Here is a 17,058-nt window from a genome sequence, read left to right as displayed (position 1 = left end):
AAAGGTCAAGGAAAGGCAGGGTTGATGGGTTCAGCCGCCCACGACCACCGCATTTTCGAGAATGGCGGCTTGCCATGTCTCCGGATCGAGCACCGGTTTCATGTTGCCCTTGATGGTGATCCGGGTGCCTTCCTCAAGGCCCTGGATCGGCGTATTGAGGCTGACCTGAACGGAGGCGCCATGGTCCGCGCTGCCGCAAAACGGGCAAAGACCCATGTCGGAGACGAGGATCAGATCGGTGACATCAGATCCGGGGGAAAGCGGTACGGCATAGCCCGTGAGCTCCATCCCCTCGACACCGTTCTTGAGCCGCTCGGGGAAGCCCTTTTTCACCTCATATGTGGTGTCGGTCACGATCTCTTCGACGGTGATGCCCTTGAGCAAGTCCCAACCGGCGGTTTCGGCGAAGGCCGGAAGCCCGAGGCTTGAGACGGCAGTGACGGAAAGACCGGCGGTAAGAGCGAGACGGCTGACGGACATGAACATTCCTCGAAGTGGCAAATATGGCGGCAGTTTAACCGATCCGCACCCGGAGGGAATCCCCTTTTGGTGCGGATCGGCGAATTGCTGCGCTCAGGACACCGTCAGATCATCATTTCCTTGGTCGCCGAAAGCTTCAGCGCCGGATAGTCCCGTTCGATCCGGTCGATGTCCCATTGCAAACGCGTCAGGTAGACCGGATCGCCATCGTGATCGTAGGAGATATGCTGTTTGTTCGCGTTGATAAACTTGTCCATTTCCAACTTCGGACCGCTCACCCAGCGCGCAGACGTAAACTGCGATGCGTCAAATCGAACAGGCAGGCCATATTCAAGCTCGATGCGCGAGGCCAGAACTTCGAACTGAAGCGCGCCCACGACGCCGACGATAAAGCCAGACCCAATCGAGGGTTTGAACACCTTCGCCGCGCCTTCCTCGGCGAATTGCATCAGCGCTTTCTCCAAGTGCTTGGCTTTCATCGGATCGCCCGCGCGGACGCCCTGCAACAATTCCGGGGCAAAGCTCGGAATGCCGGTCACGCGGATGTCCTCGCCCTCGGTCAGCGTGTCGCCGATGCGCAATTGCCCGTGGTTCGGAATGCCGATAATGTCCCCGGCCCAGGCCTCTTCCGCCAATTCGCGGTCAGAGGCCAGAAACAGCACCGGGTTCGAGATTGCCATCGGCTTTTTCGACCGCACATGCATCAGCTTCATGCCGCGTTTGAAATGGCCCGATGCCAGACGGACAAAGGCCACGCGGTCGCGGTGTTTCGGGTCCATATTGGCCTGAACCTTGAAGACAAAGCCCATGACCTTGGTTTCTTCCGGCCCAATCTCGCGCGGTTCGGCGGATTGCGGCTGCGGCACAGGACCGTATTTGCCGATCCCGTCCATCAGTTCCTTGACGCCAAAGGAGTTGATCGCGGAACCGAACCAGATCGGTGTCAGCGTGCCATCCAAAAAGGCCTGCCGGTCGAACGGCGGCAACAGCTCGCGCGCCATCTCGAGCTCTTCCTTGAGCTGTTCCAATAGGTGCTCCGGCACATGGTCCTTGAGCTTCGGATCGTCCAGTCCCTCGATCTTGATGCTCTCAGCAACCTTGTTGCGGTCGGCGCGGTCCATCAATTCGAGACGGTCGTTCAACACATCGTAACAGCCAAGGAAATCCCGCCCGACGCCAATCGGCCAAGAGGCGGGCGTTACGTCGATGGCAAGGTTCTCCTGAATTTCGTCAATGATCTCAAGCGTGTCCCGGCTCTCGCGGTCCATCTTGTTACAAAAGGTCAGGATCGGCAGATCGCGCAACCGGCAGACCTCGAACAGTTTCTGCGTCTGGCTCTCCACGCCCTTCGCCCCGTCGATCACCATGATCGCGGCGTCCACAGCGGTGAGCGTGCGATAGGTGTCCTCGGAGAAATCCGAGTGACCGGGCGTGTCGACAAGGTTGAACCGATAGCCCGAGAAATCGAACGACATCGCCGAGGCCGACACGGAAATCCCGCGGTCTTTTTCCATCTGCATGAAGTCCGAGCGCGTCCGCCGCGCCTCGCCTTTCGCGCGCACCTGACCGGCCATCTGGATCGCGCCCCCGTACAACAGGAATTTCTCCGTCAACGTCGTCTTACCGGCGTCCGGGTGCGAGATGATGGCGAAGGTCCGGCGACGGGCGATCTCCGGCGGCAATTCGGGGGCGTTATGGCTGCGATCCAACATGCGCGTTCATATACGCGCGGGCGTCATCCCCGGCAATGGCCCAGAACACCCTCTGCACAACAAAAACGCGCCCTGAAGCGCGCTCTTCCGTTTCCTTTGCTGCCTTAAATACTCAGCTTCAAACGCTCAGCTTCCGGAGGCCGACCGCAGCACTTCGGCCGCCACCGAAGGCTCCAGCATCCCGTCGCGCAACTCGAAGGCGCGCGGGGTCTCGGCGAAGGCGTGATCGGTGGCAATGCGCGCCTGCACATCCTCAGGCAAGAACGGTTTCACCCGCCCGTCGACGAACATGCTCTCGGCGGCGATGCCCTCGGCATAGATGATCTCATGGGTGTCGAACAAAAGCTGGAAATAGTCGACAAACCCACCCTCGGACTGGATCACGTTCTGCCCGTTGACCAGAAGTTTCGCCTTGACCAACACTTCCGCCCGACCGGCGCGAACCGCATCGCGGCGCTGGTAGATAAAAATCCGGTGGTTTGGCGAGACGATCAGGTCATGTGCATTGTTCAGCGCGCCCTCGCGGATCACGATGGGCGCAAAGGCCCCGGTGGCACGCACGGTCTGACAACCGATCCAGCGAATTTCCTGCGGGCCGTGATCACGGGTCAGGACGCGGTCCCCGACCGTCAGATCTTCGATCGGTTTCTGAATGCCGTTGGCGAGCGTAATGCGCGTACCCCGCGTGAAGGCAACACAGGCGACATCGGAAAGCCGCGTGCGCACGGTGTCCTCGTCCAGTTTCACCAGCACATATTCCACATCCGGAAGCATTGGCGCGAAGGGCAGGAAGAACGTATCCTCAATCAGCCCGTTCTGATCGGTCTCGACCAGAACCAGAACCTCGATCGTATTGCCGGAGCCGGCCATGAAGGTCGCGATGCAGTCGAGGTGCAGGTCATGCCCGATATCCCCGAACTCTGTGCCTTCGGCCACGCTCAGCTTGTCGCCATCGACGTTAACGGAAAGCCGCCCGCGGCTGGCGTGTTTGCGAAGTTCATAGACATCGGCAAGCTCCAACTCGGCAGCATTCGCAAGCGCCTCGCCCAGATTCACCCCATTGGTGACCCGCAACGCCCCGGCGCGGTAGACCGCAAGACTTTGCACCGGCAGACCGGTCTGGCCGCCCATCTGAGCCTGCATATGATCCCCGCTGACCGCCGTCATCCCTTTTCCCAACCCTTTTCCCGACCGCTTTCCCCCGAAAGGCTCCTTTGGCTGGCGTGATCTGTGACGCTGTCGACGCCCACGCCGGATGCGATCAAAGGGGCGGTCATGCAAGTGACAAAGGAGGTCTCATTATGCCGGGTCTCGGTGTTATTGTACATAGAAACGCCTCCTTGTCTCGTGACCCAAGTAAACTTGGTTAAACATTCCCATTGTGATCGGTAACAATGACGGGATTTGGGCGAGAGTGGTTCTTTCTCGGGCGGTGCCTACGGTTCATTTGTAGCGGGCGAGTCGGGTAAGGGCAGGCAGTTGGCAGATGACAATCCGGGTCACGAAGCCTAAATATCGCTCAGGACTGTATCGGAAGGAGACTGCGATGGATCTTGGGATCAAGGGCAAACGGGCGCTGGTATGTGCCTCCTCGAAAGGGCTGGGGCTTGGCTGTGCGCGCGCGCTTGCGGAGGCCGGGGTCGATCTGGTGATGAACGCACGCGGTGTTGAGGCGCTTGAGGCCGCGGCCGCGGATATTCGCGCAGAGTTCGGGGTTGCGGTTGAAACCGTCGCCGCCGATGTGACCACCGAAGAGGGCCGCGCAGCCGTCCTCGAGAAAGCGCAAGGCGTTGAAATCCTTGTCACCAACGCAGGCGGTCCGCCGCCGGGCATGTGGACCGATTGGGACCGCGAAGATTTCATCAAGGCGCTCGACGCCAACATGCTGGCCCCCATCGCGCTGATCAAGGCGCTGGTGCCGGGGATGATGGAGCGGGGCTGGGGCCGTGTCGTCAACATCACCTCTGTCTCCGTCAAAGCGCCGATCGGCGTTCTCGGCCTGTCGAATTCGGCGCGTGCGGGGCTCACGGGCTATGTCGCAGGCACGTCGCGTCAGATTGCAGGTTCAGGCGTCGTCATGAACAACCTTCTGCCCGGTTTCCACGCCACCAATCGCACGGTCGGGATGGACGGGATGCAGGCGGAAAAAGCCGGGACCACGCCCGATGCGATCCGCGCCGAGCGCTGCAAAACCATCCCCGCCGGGCGCTATGGCACGGTCGAGGAATTCGGTGCCACCTGTGCCTTCATGTGCTCGCAATTCGCGGGCTTTATGATCGGCCAAAACGTCCTTCTGGACGGTGGTCAGACCAACAGCACGATGTGATCGAGAGGGGAGCGCGCCATGAGCCACGCCGAGGTGCAGGACTATTACGGCAAGGTGTTGCAGGGGTCTCAGGATCTCAAAACCAACGCCTGTTGTTCGCCGGACGCCATGTCGGACGGGTTAAAACGCGCGCTCTCCAACATTCATGACGAGGTGCTGTCGCGCTACTATGGCTGTGGGCTGATCGCGCCTGCGGTGCTCGACGGCGCGCGGGTGTTGGACCTCGGTTCCGGTTCCGGGCGGGACGTCTATGCGCTGTCGCAGTTCGTGGGCGAAGCCGGGTTCGTTGCCGGTGTCGATATGACGGAGGAACAACTCGCCGTCGCCCGTCGCCATCAGGACTGGCATGCGGAGCGCTTCGGCTACGCCAAATCCAACGTGGAGTTCCATAAGGGCTATATCGAAAAACTCGACGACCTGCCTCTGAGCGAGGGCAGTTTCGACGTCATCGTCTCCAACTGCGTTCTGAACCTTGCGATGGACAAGCCCGCCGTGCTGCGCGAGGCCTATCGCCTTCTGAAACCGGGCGGGGAGATGTATTTCTCCGATGTCTACGCCGACCGCCGTGTGCCTGAGGCGCTGCGGGCCGATCCGGTGCTCTATGGCGAATGCCTCTCCGGAGCGCTCTATTGGAACGATTTCGAATATATGGCCCGTGCAGCGGGATTTGCGGACCCGCGTCTGGTGACGCATCGGGCGCTCACGGTGGAAAACCCGGCGCTGGAGGCCAAGGTTGCGCCGATCAAGTTCATCTCTGCCACCTACCGGCTGTTCAAACTCGGTCTCGAACCGGAGTGCGAGGATTACGGCCAAGCGGTGATCTACAAAGGCACGGTGCCGGAGATGCCGCATGTGTTCGATCTCGATGCGGGCCATCAGATCGAGACCGGCAAGGTCTTTCCGGTCTGTGGCAACACGTTTAAAATGCTGGCAGAAACGCGTTTTGCACCGCATTTCGAGTTCATCGGCGATTTTTCGACCCATTACGGCATTTTCGCGGGCTGTGGCGGCACCAGCCCCTTCGACAACCTCACCGAGACCGGCGTCCCCGCCTCGGGCGGCTGTTGCTAAGCCCGCAAGCGCCTGATAGGGAAGTTGAGACTTTTCGTCAGACAAAGACCGCACCTTTGACCGAGCCCGTGACCACCCCCCGTTTGGAAATCCGCAACATCCGCCGCCGCTTTCAGGGCCGTGAGGTGGTCTCCGACGTGTCGCTCAAGGTGATGCCGGGGCAGGTGACCTGCCTGCTTGGGCCGTCGGGCTGTGGCAAATCCACGACTTTGCGCATCATTGCGGGCGTCGATATGCAGGACGCGGGCGAGATTTATGTCGACGGTCAACTGGTCTGCGATACCGTTTTCAGGGTGCCGCCGGAGCAACGTTCGATCGGTCTGATGTTTCAGGATTTTGCACTTTTTCCACATTTATCGGTCTCCGAAAACGTGGGATTTGGCTTAAAAGGGCACAAATCCGACAAAAAGCCCCGCGTCGAAGAGTTGCTCGACAAGGTCGGGCTCCTGTCGGCCTATGACAAATATCCGCATGAGCTTTCGGGTGGCGAACAACAACGTATCGCGCTGGCCCGGGCGCTCGCGCCGCGCCCCTCGATCATGCTGATGGACGAACCGTTTTCTGGTCTCGACGAACGCCTGAAAGACGATATCCGTGACAGCACGCTTGATGTGCTCAAGGCCGAAAACACCGCCGTGCTTCTCGTGACCCACGAACCGCACGAGGCGATGCGCATGGCCGATGAGATCGCCCTCATGCGCGATGGCAAGATCGTGCAGCAGGGCGCGCCCTATAATATCTACAACGCGCCGACAGATCGCAAAGCGGCGGCTTTTTTTAGCGATATCAACGTGATTCATGGCACAGCCCAGAAACTCGCTGTGACCACCGCCTTCGGGGAATTCTTTGTCCCCGGTCAGCCGGATGGCACGGAGGTGGAGATCGTGATCCGCCCGCAGCACCTGCGCATCGACTTCGACCGCGCCGGTCGCGGCCCGAACCCGACGCCGCAAGACGGCACGCCCGCGCGCGGCGTGGTGCAAAGGGCGCGCTTCATGGGGCGCGAAAGCCTTGTGGAATTCAAAATGGATTTCGACGGATCGGTGCTTAAGGCGACGGTTCCCTCGGTTTTCCTGCCGAAACCGGGCACGCCGATGTGGCTGATGATGCGCCGGGACCGGTGTTTTGTCTTCCCGGTGCAGGCTGCAATTTGAATATTTGAACCATCAGAAAAGCCTGATGTTCAGATTGTCTTAACCACGCTCTGTCAGACTATGTCTGCGGTACAGGCGGGAGCGCCGATGACCGCCCATCGGAAAGCCGCCCCGGCTCGTGTGGCCGAAAACCCTTCCGGAGACGCCACTGCGCTATGCACCGGCAGTCGGGGCGCATCTGGTTTTCTGATGGCAAAAATACTCATTTGAAAACCTTGGACGCCTTCTGAAGGGCAAGGAATTCAGCCAGGGTTTTGCCCGGCTCGTCGCGAAACTGCGCGCCGGTGTCGATGGTGCTTTCGATCCGGTCGACGCGGAAGGTGCGAAAATCCTTCCGTTCTTCGCACCACGCAGACATGGTCCAGACCCTCCCCCAATAATCGAGTTGCAAAGGCCGCACCAGACGCGTGGATTTCGTCCCGTCAAGCGCCAGATAGCCGATGCGCAGGACCTTTTTCTCCCGCACGGCCGTCCGCAACAGCGGCATGTGGCGAAAGCCGGTGCGCGCGTCGGCGAAGGCAAAGGGATGCACCGCCATGCCCCAACCGGCAGCGGGCGGGCCGGTGTTTTCTGGCAAAACCGCGTCGATCTTCGCGGCAAGGCTTTTGGCGTTGTTGGCAAGGTCCGGATCGGTCGCCTCGCTCAGGATCGCGACGGCGAGGTGCAGCGCCTCCAGCTCTCCCATCGTGAGGTTCATCGGGGGCAGGGTGATCGGTGCCGTAACCATATAGCCGACGCCGCGCTCGCCCTCGACCGGAACGCCCGAGGCTTTTAGCGTCGCCATATCGCGCCAGATCGTGCGTTCGGACACCTCGACCTGCTCCGCCAGCTCGCGCGCGGTGTGCAATTTGCCATCGCGCAGAATCTGGATGAGATCGAACAGGCGGTCGCTGCGCCGAATACCGGTTTGTTTGCGACCGCCTGCCATGATCAGGCCGCTTGGATCAGGCTGCGGAAGAGAGACACGGGCGCGTGGCGCATCGTGACGCTGTCATGATAGACCAGCGCCATGAAGGCCTGTGCCTCGGGGGCGGTACGAAAGCCACTATCTGCTGCCGCGTTGTCGGCCTCGCTCGCCCAGACATAATCCTCGCGCCAAAGCCCGGTCTCATCGCGGGACAGCGTGCGGGCACACAGCCCCGGACAGCGGTCGAGATAGCCATCGAGCCTGCGTGCCACGGGAATGAAGTCTGTGTCCGTGACGCCGTCTTTGAGGCGAAAGGTAACAGTTTCAATCATTTGAATGTCAGTCATCGTTTTTCTCCGATTCGGTTGCGATGAGCTGAGAATGCGGTGTTACAACTGACATAAACCTGTCAGTTGAAGAGTTCCACCTTCATAACCCGCGCCAATGTTGTGCAACAGGGCCGCAGGCAGCATTTTACGCTTTTCCTTCCCCATGGAGCCTTCTAATTCTGGGACCCGCGAGATTAGACAGACGGGCATACGCCCCTCTCAGATGGAGACTGACATGCTCAACAACATCGGCCTTCCGGGCCTCCTGCTCATCGCCGTCGTGGTGCTGGTCCTTTTCGGCCGCGGCAAAATTTCCGGCCTCATGGGCGAGGTGGGCAAAGGCATCACCTCCTTCAAAAAAGGCGTGGCCGAAGGCACCAAGGAAATCGAAGACGAGGCCGCCCAGGTGGCCAAGGACGTCACCCCCGAAGAAGAAAAAGACAAGGTCTGAGCCTTTCCGGCTTGGATTTTCTGCTTGGATTTTTGGGCGGGGCGACCCGTTGGCGTGGCTTTTAGACAAGGCGGTGCGGGATGTTTGACATCGGCATGTCAGAACTTCTGATCATCGGGGTCGTGGCGTTGATCGTCGTCGGCCCCAAGGACCTGCCGGGCATGTTCCGCACGCTCGGACGGTTCACGGCGCGGGCGAAATCCATGGCGCGCGAGTTTTCCCGCGCGATGGAGGCGGCGGCGGATGAGACAGGGGTGAAAGAGGCGGCGGACGCTTTGAAAGGTGCTGCAAATCCGAAGAAATTCGGCCTCGACAAGCTCAACGAAGCCGCCGACAAGTTCGAGAAATGGGACCCGATGAAAGCCCCGGATGGCACCGCGGCACCGAAGACGACGACGCTTCAGAAAGACGAGTTGAGCCCGGAACGAGCCGAAGCGGCACAGAAAATCTCCGATGCGGCGGCGAAGAAGGCGACCGAGCGGCTTCAGGCCGAATTGGATGCCGAAGAGCAGGCGAAGAAGGACGGCGAAGCATGAGCGACAGCGACATTGACGACAGCAGCGCGCCGCTGATCGAACATCTCGCCGAATTGCGCACGCGGATCATCCGCGCCGCATTGGCGTTTATCATCGCGATGGTGATCTGTTTCGCCGTGGCGGGGCCGATCCTCGATTTCCTGTTGATCCCGATCGAGAAGACCATGCGGTCTCTGGGTAACCCGAACCCGGTGATGCAATACACCGCCCCGCAGGAATATTTCTTTACGCTGATCCGCATTTCCATGGTGGGCGGTCTGGCGCTGGCCTTCCCCGTGATCGCCTACCAGCTTTGGCGCTTTGTCGCGCCGGGGCTTTACAAGAACGAGAAAAACGCCTTTCTGCCCTTCCTGATTGCCTCGCCTGTGCTCTTCCTGATGGGGGCGGCTTTTGCGCAATTCGTGGTCGTGCCGCTGGCGATGACCTTTTTCCTCGGCTTTGCCGATCTGCCGTCCTTCGTTGGCGCGCTTGTGACCAATGGCGGCGATGTGGCGACCGCGACCCAGGACACGGGCATCGACATCGTGTTCAACGGTAAGGTCAACGAAAGCCTTGATATCACGTTGAAAATGATCGTGGCCTTCGGGCTGTGTTTCCAGCTTCCGGTGCTTTTGACGCTGATGGGCAAAGCGGGCCTCGCCTCGGCACATGGTCTGCGCTCGACCCGCAAATATGCCGTCGTCGGCATTCTGACCGTTGCCGCTCTGGTGACACCGCCGGATGTGACGACTCAGCTCATCCTCTTCACGGTGGTCTACGGGCTCTACGAAATCTCGATCTTCCTCGTCGCCCGCGTCGAAAAAAAACGCACCGCAGAGCTGCGCGCCGCCGGTGTTCTGGACGAGGACGAAGAGCTGTTTTCTGAGTTCGACAAAGAAGATTAAGAATGAAGACTAAAGCCCTCAAACGTATCGCCGAAGCGCTGGAGCGCATGGCCCCCGCGCCGCTGGCCACGCCGGATTTCGACGTCGCAGATGCCTATGTCTGGCAGACAGAACCGGACGCGCTTCATCCTGTGACCAAAGTGTCGCGCGTGGATATTTCTCTCCTGATCGGGGTGGACCGGTCGCGCGATACGCTTCTGGAAAACACCCGCCAGTTTGCCCGCGGCCTTCCGGCCAACAACGCGCTCCTTTGGGGCGCGCGCGGCATGGGGAAGAGCTCTCTCGTCAAGGCGGTGCATGCGGCGGTGACTGCCGAAGGCGCGCCGCTCAAGATCGTCGAGATGCAGCGCGAAGACCTGCCCTCCGTGGCGCGGCTTCTGAACCTGCTGCGCGGCTCCGCGCATCGGTTCGTGCTGTTCTGCGATGACCTGTCGTTCAGCCATGACGACGAGCATTACAAATCGCTCAAGGCGGTGCTCGATGGCGGGATCGAAGGCCGCCCCGAGAACGTCTTGTTCTATGCGACGTCCAATCGTCGCCATCTGATGCCGCGCGACATGATCGAGAATGAGCGCAGCTCCGCGATCAACCCCTCCGAGGCCACGGAGGAAAAGGTCTCCCTGTCGGATCGCTTCGGGCTGTGGCTCGGGTTCCATCCCTGTTCGCAGGACGAATATCTGGCGATGATCCGGGGTTATTGCACGGAATACGGCGTCGAGATCGACGATGAGACATTGCGCGCCGAGGCCATCGAATGGCAGGCGACGCGCGGCTCGCGGTCGGGCCGTGTGGCGTGGCAGTTCTTTACCGATCTGGCCGGGCGCAAGGGCGTCAAGCTCAGCTGAGTATTTGAGCCATCAGAAAGCCCGAAAAAGAAAAACCCCGATGTGGAAATCGCATCGGGGTTTTGAGGTTTTCTGATGGTCTAAATACTCAATCCCGATCAGTTCAGATAGGGCGTCGGGTCGACCGTTTGTGTGCCCTTGAAGACCATGAACTGCAAAGCGTTGAATTCATTGGCGGTCACCTTGGCAATCGTCTGGCCGCGTTTGACGCTGTCGCCCTTGTTCACCGCGATGTCGTCGATGAAGCTATAGGCGGTTTGCAAGCCGTTGCCGTGGTCGATGACCATGATTTTCACCCCGTCGGCATTGGTCGAGATCAGCTTGACCGTGCCGTCTTTCGCGGCCTTGACCGGGGTGCCAGCCGTGGCGGCGAAAAGGATGAATTTCGATTTCGTCTTGTCGTAATCGCGGATGATCGCGCCGGAGACGGGTTTCGCCATTTCTGCGGTCGTGCTGGTCTGCGTCGCGCCAAGATCGGCGGCGGGTTTGGTTTCCGCAGGCGCGGGCTGGGCCGCGGCCGGATCGGGCAGGGGCTCGGAGGCAGACGGCGGCGTGGGCGTCGGGGAGCCTTGTCCGGGTTCGGTTTCCACCTCTTGCGTGGTGACCTCGGAGGCCTTCACCGGGATCAGCAGGTAGCGCCCTTCGGTGACTTCGAGATCCGAGCCGAGCCCGTTCCAATCGGCCAGCGCGCGCACGGAGATGCCGTATTTGCGCGCGATGGAGTAGGCGGTTTCGCCGCGCTGCACCTGGTGACGCACGGGTTCCATGCCCTCGATGGGATCGGAGGCGGTCGTCTGTGTCATCGTCGTGCTGGTCGTCGTCGTTTGACCGGTTTGGGCGTTGCTGAGCCCTTCCTCGGCAAGTGCTGTGATGTCGATCCGCTCGCCGGTGGCGATGGTGCCCGCGCGCGTCGTGCCCGACGTGCCATCGACACGGCGGGGCAGGGCGATGACTTCGCCTTCGCGGAGCGTGACGTCTTCGGTGATGCCATTGTAACGGGCGAGATCGCCAGCGGGCAGGCCGGTGCGGGCGGCGACCGAGGCGATGGTGTCGCCGCGTTTGGCGATGGCCACCTGATAATTCGGATAGGAAACGATGCCCTGTGCGTTCGGCGTCGGTTTCGACACGGTTTTCGCCTCATTCGCGGCGGGCGCGGTGGAAAACGCATCGGTCATGCCGCGCAGGTCGAAATCGATCGGTTTGTCGCAGGCGGTCAGCGCCAGGGCGGCACAGCCGGCAAACATCAGGCGCAGGGTCTGGCGGGAAGGGGAAATCGTCATGGCTCTGTCCTCGGTTTGGACCCCGCCTCTCTCTTGGAGGCTTTGTCCTTTTTTACATTCGTGACGCTGGTTCTGTGTCACGCTCACTCCTGACCCATCCCCTCGACGAGGGGCACGAAACGCACGGCGCGCAGCTCTTCGTAATCGAAACCCGTCTCCAGCCGCGTCACCTTGATCAGGCTCTGCACGGCATCGGACTGACCCACCGGCAGGACCATGATACCGCCTGTTTTCAACTGCGCCAAGAGGGGGCCGGGAGGGTCCTCTGCGGCGGCGGTCACAAGGATGCGATCAAACGGCGCCTGATCGGGCAGGCCGAAGGAGCCGTCAGTGGGCATGGAGGTGATGTTGACGATGCCGAGCCGGTCGAAGATCGCCTGTGCCTCGCGCACCAGCCGGATATAGCGGTCGACCGTGTAGACGCGGCGGGCGAGGTGGCTCAGGATCGCGGCCTGATAGCCCGACCCGGTGCCGACCTCCAAGACCTTGTCGCGCGGTTGCACGTTCAAAGTCTGGGTCATCAGGCCGACGACGGAGGGCTGGGAAATGGTCTGACCGCAGGCGATGGGCAGCGGCATGTCCTCATAGGCGCGAGCGGTGAACAGCCCCTTGACGAAATCGCCCCGGTCGACCTTTTCCATTGCCGAAAGCGTGCGTACATCCGTCACGCCCTTGGAGCGGAGCGTGTAGAGGAATTGCATCTGGGTTTCGGCATCCATCGCCATCAGAGGGCGGCCTCCAGAGCGGCGAGCGCGTCATGCGCGGTCAGATCGGCGCGCATCGGCGTGACCGAAATATGGCCTTCGAGATTGGCGGTGACATCGGTGCCGGGGCCGGTGTCCACCGCCTGTTCCGAACCGCGGACCCAGAGAAATCGCCGCCCGGTAGGGGAGACCTGCCCCTCCATGGCAAAGCCTGCGGTCTGGCGGCGGCCCTGACGGGCGATCACCATGTCTTTGGTCTCAGAGGCCGGAACGGGCGGGAAATTCACGTTGTAAAACAGGCGGTAATCGTCACCCTCGCCCCACGGCGCATGATCGAGCAGGCGGCGGATGACGCGCGCGCCATGCGCGGCGGCGCTTTCGAACGGATCGTCCACCTTGTAATTGCGCGGGCCGAGGAATTGCGACAGGGCGATGGATTTCACCCCCTGAAGCGCGCCTTCCATGGCACCGCCGATGGTGCCGGAATACATCACGTTTTCGCCCGCATTGTTGCCCCGGTTGACGCCCGAGAGCACCAGATCGGGGCGGGCAGGCAGGATGTCGTGAAGCCCCGCGAGGACACAATCGGCGGGTGATCCTTCGGCGGCCCAGCGGCGGGGGGCGAGTTCGGAAATCATCGTCGGATTGGCGTAGGAGATGCAATGTCCGACGCCGGATTGCTCGAAGGCGGGCGCCACCACCCAGACCTCCCCGTCCGGTCCGGCGATCTCGGCTGCGATGGCCTCGAGCGTCTTGAGGCCGGGGGCGTTGATGCCGTCGTCGTTGGTGATCAAAATACGCATGAGGCCGCTTTCTGTTGTCTTGTCTTCTTCCTTAAAGCAGGCACGGAATCGCGGCAAGACACGGGCCTTAAAAGAGCCGCGCAAACGTCAGAAAAGGCGTTTTAAGACCGGTACAGAGCAGGCTGTTAGAGCAGCCGGGCCTGTTTCAGAAGACGCGGGGCCTCGTCGCGGGGATGCGTCAGGCTGGATTTGTCCTCACCGGGGAAGAACCGCGCGCGGGTCGCGGTGGGCATCGGTGCGGGCGTCAGCACATGGATGCGCGGGGCCTTTTCGACATGAGCGGTTTCCGCCTGCCAGCTTTTCGCCATGGCAATCTGTGCGGCTTTCGAGGCGCCATAAGCACCAAAGAACTTTTCGCCTGCATGCGGATCGTCGAAAAACAGCACGTCGCCCGGCGTCGCGGCCATGTTCAGAAGCGGCGAGACCATCGGGATCAGCTTGCCGGTGGCGATGACATTCGTAGTCATCGTGCGGTCGAAATCTTTCGGGTCCATATGGTCGGCGGGCGACAAAAGCTGAGCATAAACAGCGGTATGCGCCCAAAGATCGAGATGCCCCCAACGGTCGTAAATGCCGCGACAGAGATGCGCCATGGCGTCCGGGTTGGTGATGTCCATGGGGGCAAGCGTCGCCTGACCGCCGCGGGCCTTGATCCGGTCGTCGAGCTCTTCGAGCGCGCCCGTGGTCTTGGCGACGGCGACGATGTGATAGGCGGGCGCGAGCGCTTCGGCGAGGAAGAAACCAAGGCCGCGCGAGGCGCCGGTGATGAGGGCGATTTTGGTGTTCTCTGTCATGGCGTTGGAGTGCGCGGAAAACGCGCGCCGGTCAAGAGGGTTTGAGCGCGCTGCGCGCGAGTGTCCCGGTGGCCTCGTAGAGATCGAGAAGCTGGTCGAGAGAAATCTCTTTGGTTTCAGGCCCTTCCACCTGTGGGCGCGCGGAGCCGTCGCCGAAGGTGAGGGTCACGGCACTGTCCAAAGCGAGCAGAGGCGAGAGATCGTTGGCAAGATGGGCCGGGGTCTCGACGGGCACGGGGCCGCCGTCCAGAAGCTCAAGATAGTCGTAGAACACGGGATGTGGCACCGCGACCCAAAGCGCCACCATCAGCGCCTCGTCCGCGCCGCGAATGGGCAGGATGAGCGTGGCGCGCAAGTACCGCGCATCCCCCAGACGGCAAAGCTCGGAGGCAAGCTGATCGTCGCCCTCTTTGACAAAGGGGGCGTCGCCACGGGTCGCATGCGGCCAGACGGAGGGATGATCGAAGCCGATGTCGATCACGCCGCCAAAGGCGCCCTCCGGGTCGGTGAGCGCTCGCCAGCGGGGATCGAGATCGAGAAGAGAGGTCATATGCATTCCATCATGTTTCGAGGGCTTTTAACGCTGCCTTGCGACGAAATCCATCACGGTTTTGTCGCGCGGAGCTAGGGAAAAGCCTGACCGATCAGGCCGAGAAGGTGCTCGGCCTCGCCATGTGGCATCTCCAGTCCGAACCCCAGTCTCTGGGGCCCGCAGTTGAATTTGAGGCTGCCGGGGCGCACATGAGACCGTGATTGTCACGCGGATCGTCCTCATCTCTGTCCTCCCAGTCGGCGTCGACATGAAAATCTCTCACATTGCTCAGATCGAAAGTGCTGCTCTTGGTCCAAAATGGCATGCTGCGCGTGATCGTCAGCGTGCCGTGCCTTGGCGATATGGTCAGGCGTTCATGGCCTGCGATGTTCCAGATCAGATAGGTGACGGCTACGAACCCTCCGAAGGACCAGAGGGCCAGCCAGACAAAGAGGATTGTACGCGTGAAAGCAGTTGCCTGTCCCGAAATCAGGAAAAGAAACATGCCGATTTCTCCGGCACTCCAGATGAGCAACCAGATGATGACGAAAATTCTGCCGTAGAGTTCCGGTTTGGCAGGGTAGGTGATTTCCAGTGTCCCGTCGCATTGGGTGATACGGGCACGCGTGACATGCGGATCGAGCAATGAGGGTCCCTTCAGCTGGCCTCGCCTGAGATCAACTCGTCATAAAAAAAGCCGCCGGTCCAGAGGGCTGGACCGGCGGCGCATGGATTTTGTGAAACCGGTGTTACTCCGCCGCCGTTTTCATCGCAAAGCCCTTGGCGATCATATCGGAAGGCACCACCGGGTATTCGCCGGAGAAACAGGCGTCGCAATAGCGCGGGGCTTTCGGATCGCGCCCCGCAGCCACACCGGCGGCGCGGTAGAGCCCGTCGAGGGTGATGAACTGAAGGCTGTCGACGCCGAGATAGTCGCGCATTTCCTCGACCGACATCTTGGCGGCCAGAAGTTTGTCCCGATCCGGGGTGTCGACGCCGTAGAAACACGGCCACATGGTGGGCGGAGAGGCGATGCGGAAATGGACCTCGGCGGCACCGGCGTCCAGAAGCATGTCCTTGATCTTGCGCGAGGTGGTGCCACGCACCACCGAGTCGTCGACGAGGATGATGCGCTTGTCGCGAATGAGCGCCCGGTTGACGTTGAGTTTCAGGCGCACGCCCATGTTGCGGATCTGTTCGGACGGCTCAATGAAGGTCCGGCCCATGTACTGGTTGCGGATGATGCCCATGCCGTAGGGGATGCCGCTTTCATGCGCATAGCCGATGGCCGCAGGGGTGCCGCTGTCCGGCACTGGACAGACGAGATCGGCCTCGACGGGCGCTTCTTTCGCCAGTTCCACGCCGATCTGGTGGCGGGTCTCATAGACCGAACGGCCTTCGAGGATGCTGTCGGGGCGCGAGAAATAGACATGTTCGAAGATGCAGAAGCGCGAGGCCTGCTGTTCGAACGGTTTCGAGCTTGTCACCTTGCCGGTGTCGGAGATCACCACCATTTCGCCGGGCTCGATCTCGCGGACGAATTCCGCCCCGATGATGTCGAGCGCACAGGTCTCGGACGAGAGCACATAGCCCTTGTCGCCGACCTTGCCCAGAACCAGCGGACGCACGCCGCGCGGGTCGCGCACACCGATGAGTTTGGTGCGGGTCATGGCGACGACGGAGAAGGCCCCCTCGACCCGGCGCAGCGCGTCTTTCATCCGCTCGGGGATGTTGCGTTGCAGCGAACGGGCCATCAGGTGGATGATGCATTCGGAATCGGAGCTGGACTGGAAAATCGAGCCGCGCTCGATCAACTCGCGACGCAGCGCCTCGGCATTGGTGATGTTGCCGTTGTGGGCAATCGCCGCGCCGCCCATGGCGAACTCGCCGAAGAAGGGTTGCACGTCGCGGATCGCGGTGGTGCCTTTGGAGCCTGCGGTCGAGTAACGGACATGGCCGATGCCGATGGAGCCGGGCAGGGTTTCCATCACCTTTTGCGAGGTGAAATTGTCGCGGACATAGCCAAAGCGACGGGCGGAATGAAACCCGGCTTCGGGATCGTAGGTGACGATGCCACCGGCTTCCTGACCGCGGTGTTGCAGGGCGTGCAGACCGAGTGCGATGAAGGAGGCGGCGTCGGTGACGCCGACCGCGCCGAAGACGCCGCATTCTTCCTTGAGTTTGTCATCGTCGAACGGGTGAGACGGGGGCATGGTGCGCATGAAGCCTGGCTCCGAATCCTGTGGCGGG

General features: G+C 61.3%; 19 protein-coding genes. 7 read left to right on the top strand and 12 right to left on the bottom strand.

Annotated elements, in window-relative coordinates:
• Positions 1-30 precede the first annotated feature (30 nt).
• From V1475_RS17795 to V1475_RS17785, 3 genes are all read right to left on the bottom strand, one after another.
• Positions 31-480 carry a hypothetical protein gene (locus V1475_RS17795; protein WP_479413814.1) on the bottom strand — a complete coding sequence of 150 codons (450 nt, stop codon included), beginning with the start codon at positions 478-480 and terminating at the stop codon, positions 31-33.
• A gap of 104 nt (positions 481-584) precedes the next feature.
• On the bottom strand, positions 585-2,192 hold the full coding sequence (locus V1475_RS17790; protein ID WP_434286524.1) for a peptide chain release factor 3: 1,608 nt from the start codon (positions 2,190-2,192) through the stop codon (positions 585-587).
• A gap of 126 nt (positions 2,193-2,318) precedes the next feature.
• Positions 2,319-3,359 (bottom strand): Hint domain-containing protein, encoded by a 1,041-nt coding sequence (locus V1475_RS17785; protein WP_434286526.1) that lies wholly within the window; start codon positions 3,357-3,359, stop codon positions 2,319-2,321.
• Positions 3,360-3,738: 379 nt separating this feature from the next.
• Between V1475_RS17785 and V1475_RS17780 the strand changes: the two genes are divergently transcribed.
• From V1475_RS17780 to V1475_RS17770, 3 genes are read left to right on the top strand one after another with little or no spacing between them, the layout of a single operon-like run.
• On the top strand, positions 3,739-4,518 hold the full coding sequence (locus V1475_RS17780; RefSeq protein WP_479413813.1) for an SDR family oxidoreductase: 780 nt from the start codon (positions 3,739-3,741) through the stop codon (positions 4,516-4,518).
• Positions 4,519-4,536: 18 nt separating this feature from the next.
• Positions 4,537-5,589 (top strand): methyltransferase domain-containing protein, encoded by a 1,053-nt coding sequence (locus V1475_RS17775; protein WP_479413812.1) that lies wholly within the window; start codon positions 4,537-4,539, stop codon positions 5,587-5,589.
• Between the two features lie 56 nt (positions 5,590-5,645).
• Positions 5,646-6,743, top strand: coding sequence for an ABC transporter ATP-binding protein (locus V1475_RS17770; protein ID WP_479413811.1), 1,098 nt, complete (start codon positions 5,646-5,648; stop codon positions 6,741-6,743).
• 202 nt (positions 6,744-6,945) lie between these two features.
• Here V1475_RS17770 and V1475_RS17765 read toward each other — a convergent pair whose 3' ends face one another.
• On the bottom strand, positions 6,946-7,671 hold the full coding sequence (locus V1475_RS17765) for a helix-turn-helix transcriptional regulator (protein WP_479413810.1): 726 nt from the start codon (positions 7,669-7,671) through the stop codon (positions 6,946-6,948).
• 2 nt (positions 7,672-7,673) lie between these two features.
• Positions 7,674-7,997 (bottom strand): hypothetical protein, encoded by a 324-nt coding sequence (locus tag V1475_RS17760; protein ID WP_479413809.1) that lies wholly within the window; start codon positions 7,995-7,997, stop codon positions 7,674-7,676.
• Between the two features lie 217 nt (positions 7,998-8,214).
• Between V1475_RS17760 and V1475_RS17755 the strand changes: the two genes are divergently transcribed.
• The 4 genes from V1475_RS17755 (at position 8,215) to V1475_RS17740 (ending at position 10,695) form a co-directional block, all read left to right on the top strand.
• A complete protein-coding gene (locus V1475_RS17755; protein ID WP_434286535.1) occupies positions 8,215-8,430 on the top strand; it encodes a twin-arginine translocase TatA/TatE family subunit in 216 nt (71 codons plus the stop codon).
• 80 nt (positions 8,431-8,510) lie between these two features.
• Complete coding sequence (gene tatB / locus V1475_RS17750; RefSeq protein ID WP_434286536.1) at positions 8,511-8,966, top strand: Sec-independent protein translocase protein TatB; 456 nt, start codon at positions 8,511-8,513, stop codon at positions 8,964-8,966.
• The gene (gene tatC / locus V1475_RS17745; protein WP_479413808.1) at positions 8,963-9,850 is read left to right on the top strand and encodes a twin-arginine translocase subunit TatC; all 888 of its coding nucleotides are present in this window, start codon (positions 8,963-8,965) and stop codon (positions 9,848-9,850) included. The genes tatB and tatC overlap by 4 nt, the downstream gene beginning before the upstream one ends.
• Positions 9,851-9,852: 2 nt before the next feature.
• Positions 9,853-10,695 (top strand): ATP-binding protein, encoded by an 843-nt coding sequence (locus V1475_RS17740; protein WP_479413807.1) that lies wholly within the window; start codon positions 9,853-9,855, stop codon positions 10,693-10,695.
• 98 nt (positions 10,696-10,793) lie between these two features.
• Here the strand turns inward: V1475_RS17740 and V1475_RS17735 are convergent, their stop codons facing one another.
• The 7 genes from V1475_RS17735 to purF all read right to left on the bottom strand — a co-directional run bounded on the left by V1475_RS17735 (position 10,794) and on the right by purF (position 17,030).
• Positions 10,794-11,975 (bottom strand): LysM peptidoglycan-binding domain-containing protein, encoded by a 1,182-nt coding sequence (locus V1475_RS17735; RefSeq protein ID WP_434286541.1) that lies wholly within the window; start codon positions 11,973-11,975, stop codon positions 10,794-10,796.
• Positions 11,976-12,058: 83 nt separating this feature from the next.
• Entirely contained in the window at positions 12,059-12,700 is a 642-nt protein-coding gene (locus tag V1475_RS17730; RefSeq protein WP_479413806.1) for a protein-L-isoaspartate(D-aspartate) O-methyltransferase, read from the bottom strand.
• Complete coding sequence (gene surE / locus V1475_RS17725; protein ID WP_434286544.1) at positions 12,700-13,482, bottom strand: 5'/3'-nucleotidase SurE; 783 nt, start codon at positions 13,480-13,482, stop codon at positions 12,700-12,702. The genes V1475_RS17730 and surE overlap by 1 nt, the downstream gene beginning before the upstream one ends.
• 125 nt (positions 13,483-13,607) lie before the next feature.
• Entirely contained in the window at positions 13,608-14,276 is a 669-nt protein-coding gene (locus tag V1475_RS17720; RefSeq protein WP_479413805.1) for an SDR family NAD(P)-dependent oxidoreductase, read from the bottom strand.
• 31 nt (positions 14,277-14,307) lie between these two features.
• Positions 14,308-14,826: a DUF2199 domain-containing protein gene (locus V1475_RS17715; protein WP_479413804.1), complete on the bottom strand. Its 519-nt coding sequence runs from the start codon at positions 14,824-14,826 to the stop codon at positions 14,308-14,310.
• A 94-nt stretch (positions 14,827-14,920) separates the two neighbouring features.
• A complete protein-coding gene (locus tag V1475_RS17710) occupies positions 14,921-15,454 on the bottom strand; it encodes a hypothetical protein (RefSeq protein ID WP_479413803.1) in 534 nt (177 codons plus the stop codon).
• Between the two features lie 103 nt (positions 15,455-15,557).
• Positions 15,558-17,030, bottom strand: coding sequence for an amidophosphoribosyltransferase (purF, locus tag V1475_RS17705; protein WP_479413802.1), 1,473 nt, complete (start codon positions 17,028-17,030; stop codon positions 15,558-15,560).
• Positions 17,031-17,058 lie beyond the last annotated feature (28 nt).

It is taken from the genome of Celeribacter sp. SCSIO 80838, assembly GCF_056498065.1.
Note: the sequence above shows the minus strand (reverse complement) of the source record. Positions and strands in the feature narration are given on the sequence as shown.

Excerpts from the sequence above, each read along its gene's own strand:
- V1475_RS17795 (WP_479413814.1), bottom strand. The coding sequence starts at position 480 with ATGTCCGTCAGCCGTCTCGCTCTTACCGCCGGTCTTTCCGTCACTGCC.
- V1475_RS17790 (WP_434286524.1), bottom strand. The coding sequence starts at position 2,192 with ATGTTGGATCGCAGCCATAACGCCCCCGAATTGCCGCCGGAGATCGCC.
- V1475_RS17785 (WP_434286526.1), bottom strand. The coding sequence starts at position 3,359 with ATGACGGCGGTCAGCGGGGATCATATGCAGGCTCAGATGGGCGGCCAG.
- V1475_RS17780 (WP_479413813.1), top strand. The coding sequence starts at position 3,739 with ATGGATCTTGGGATCAAGGGCAAACGGGCGCTGGTATGTGCCTCCTCG.
- V1475_RS17775 (WP_479413812.1), top strand. The coding sequence starts at position 4,537 with ATGAGCCACGCCGAGGTGCAGGACTATTACGGCAAGGTGTTGCAGGGG.
- V1475_RS17765 (WP_479413810.1), bottom strand. The coding sequence starts at position 7,671 with ATGGCAGGCGGTCGCAAACAAACCGGTATTCGGCGCAGCGACCGCCTG.
- V1475_RS17760 (WP_479413809.1), bottom strand. The coding sequence starts at position 7,997 with ATGACTGACATTCAAATGATTGAAACTGTTACCTTTCGCCTCAAAGAC.
- V1475_RS17755 (WP_434286535.1), top strand. The coding sequence starts at position 8,215 with ATGCTCAACAACATCGGCCTTCCGGGCCTCCTGCTCATCGCCGTCGTG.
- tatB (WP_434286536.1), top strand. The coding sequence starts at position 8,511 with ATGTTTGACATCGGCATGTCAGAACTTCTGATCATCGGGGTCGTGGCG.
- tatC (WP_479413808.1), top strand. The coding sequence starts at position 8,963 with ATGAGCGACAGCGACATTGACGACAGCAGCGCGCCGCTGATCGAACAT.
- V1475_RS17740 (WP_479413807.1), top strand. The coding sequence starts at position 9,853 with ATGAAGACTAAAGCCCTCAAACGTATCGCCGAAGCGCTGGAGCGCATG.
- V1475_RS17735 (WP_434286541.1), bottom strand. The coding sequence starts at position 11,975 with ATGACGATTTCCCCTTCCCGCCAGACCCTGCGCCTGATGTTTGCCGGC.
- V1475_RS17730 (WP_479413806.1), bottom strand. The coding sequence starts at position 12,700 with ATGGCGATGGATGCCGAAACCCAGATGCAATTCCTCTACACGCTCCGC.
- surE (WP_434286544.1), bottom strand. The coding sequence starts at position 13,482 with ATGCGTATTTTGATCACCAACGACGACGGCATCAACGCCCCCGGCCTC.
- V1475_RS17720 (WP_479413805.1), bottom strand. The coding sequence starts at position 14,276 with ATGACAGAGAACACCAAAATCGCCCTCATCACCGGCGCCTCGCGCGGC.
- V1475_RS17715 (WP_479413804.1), bottom strand. The coding sequence starts at position 14,826 with ATGACCTCTCTTCTCGATCTCGATCCCCGCTGGCGAGCGCTCACCGAC.
- purF (WP_479413802.1), bottom strand. The coding sequence starts at position 17,030 with ATGCGCACCATGCCCCCGTCTCACCCGTTCGACGATGACAAACTCAAG.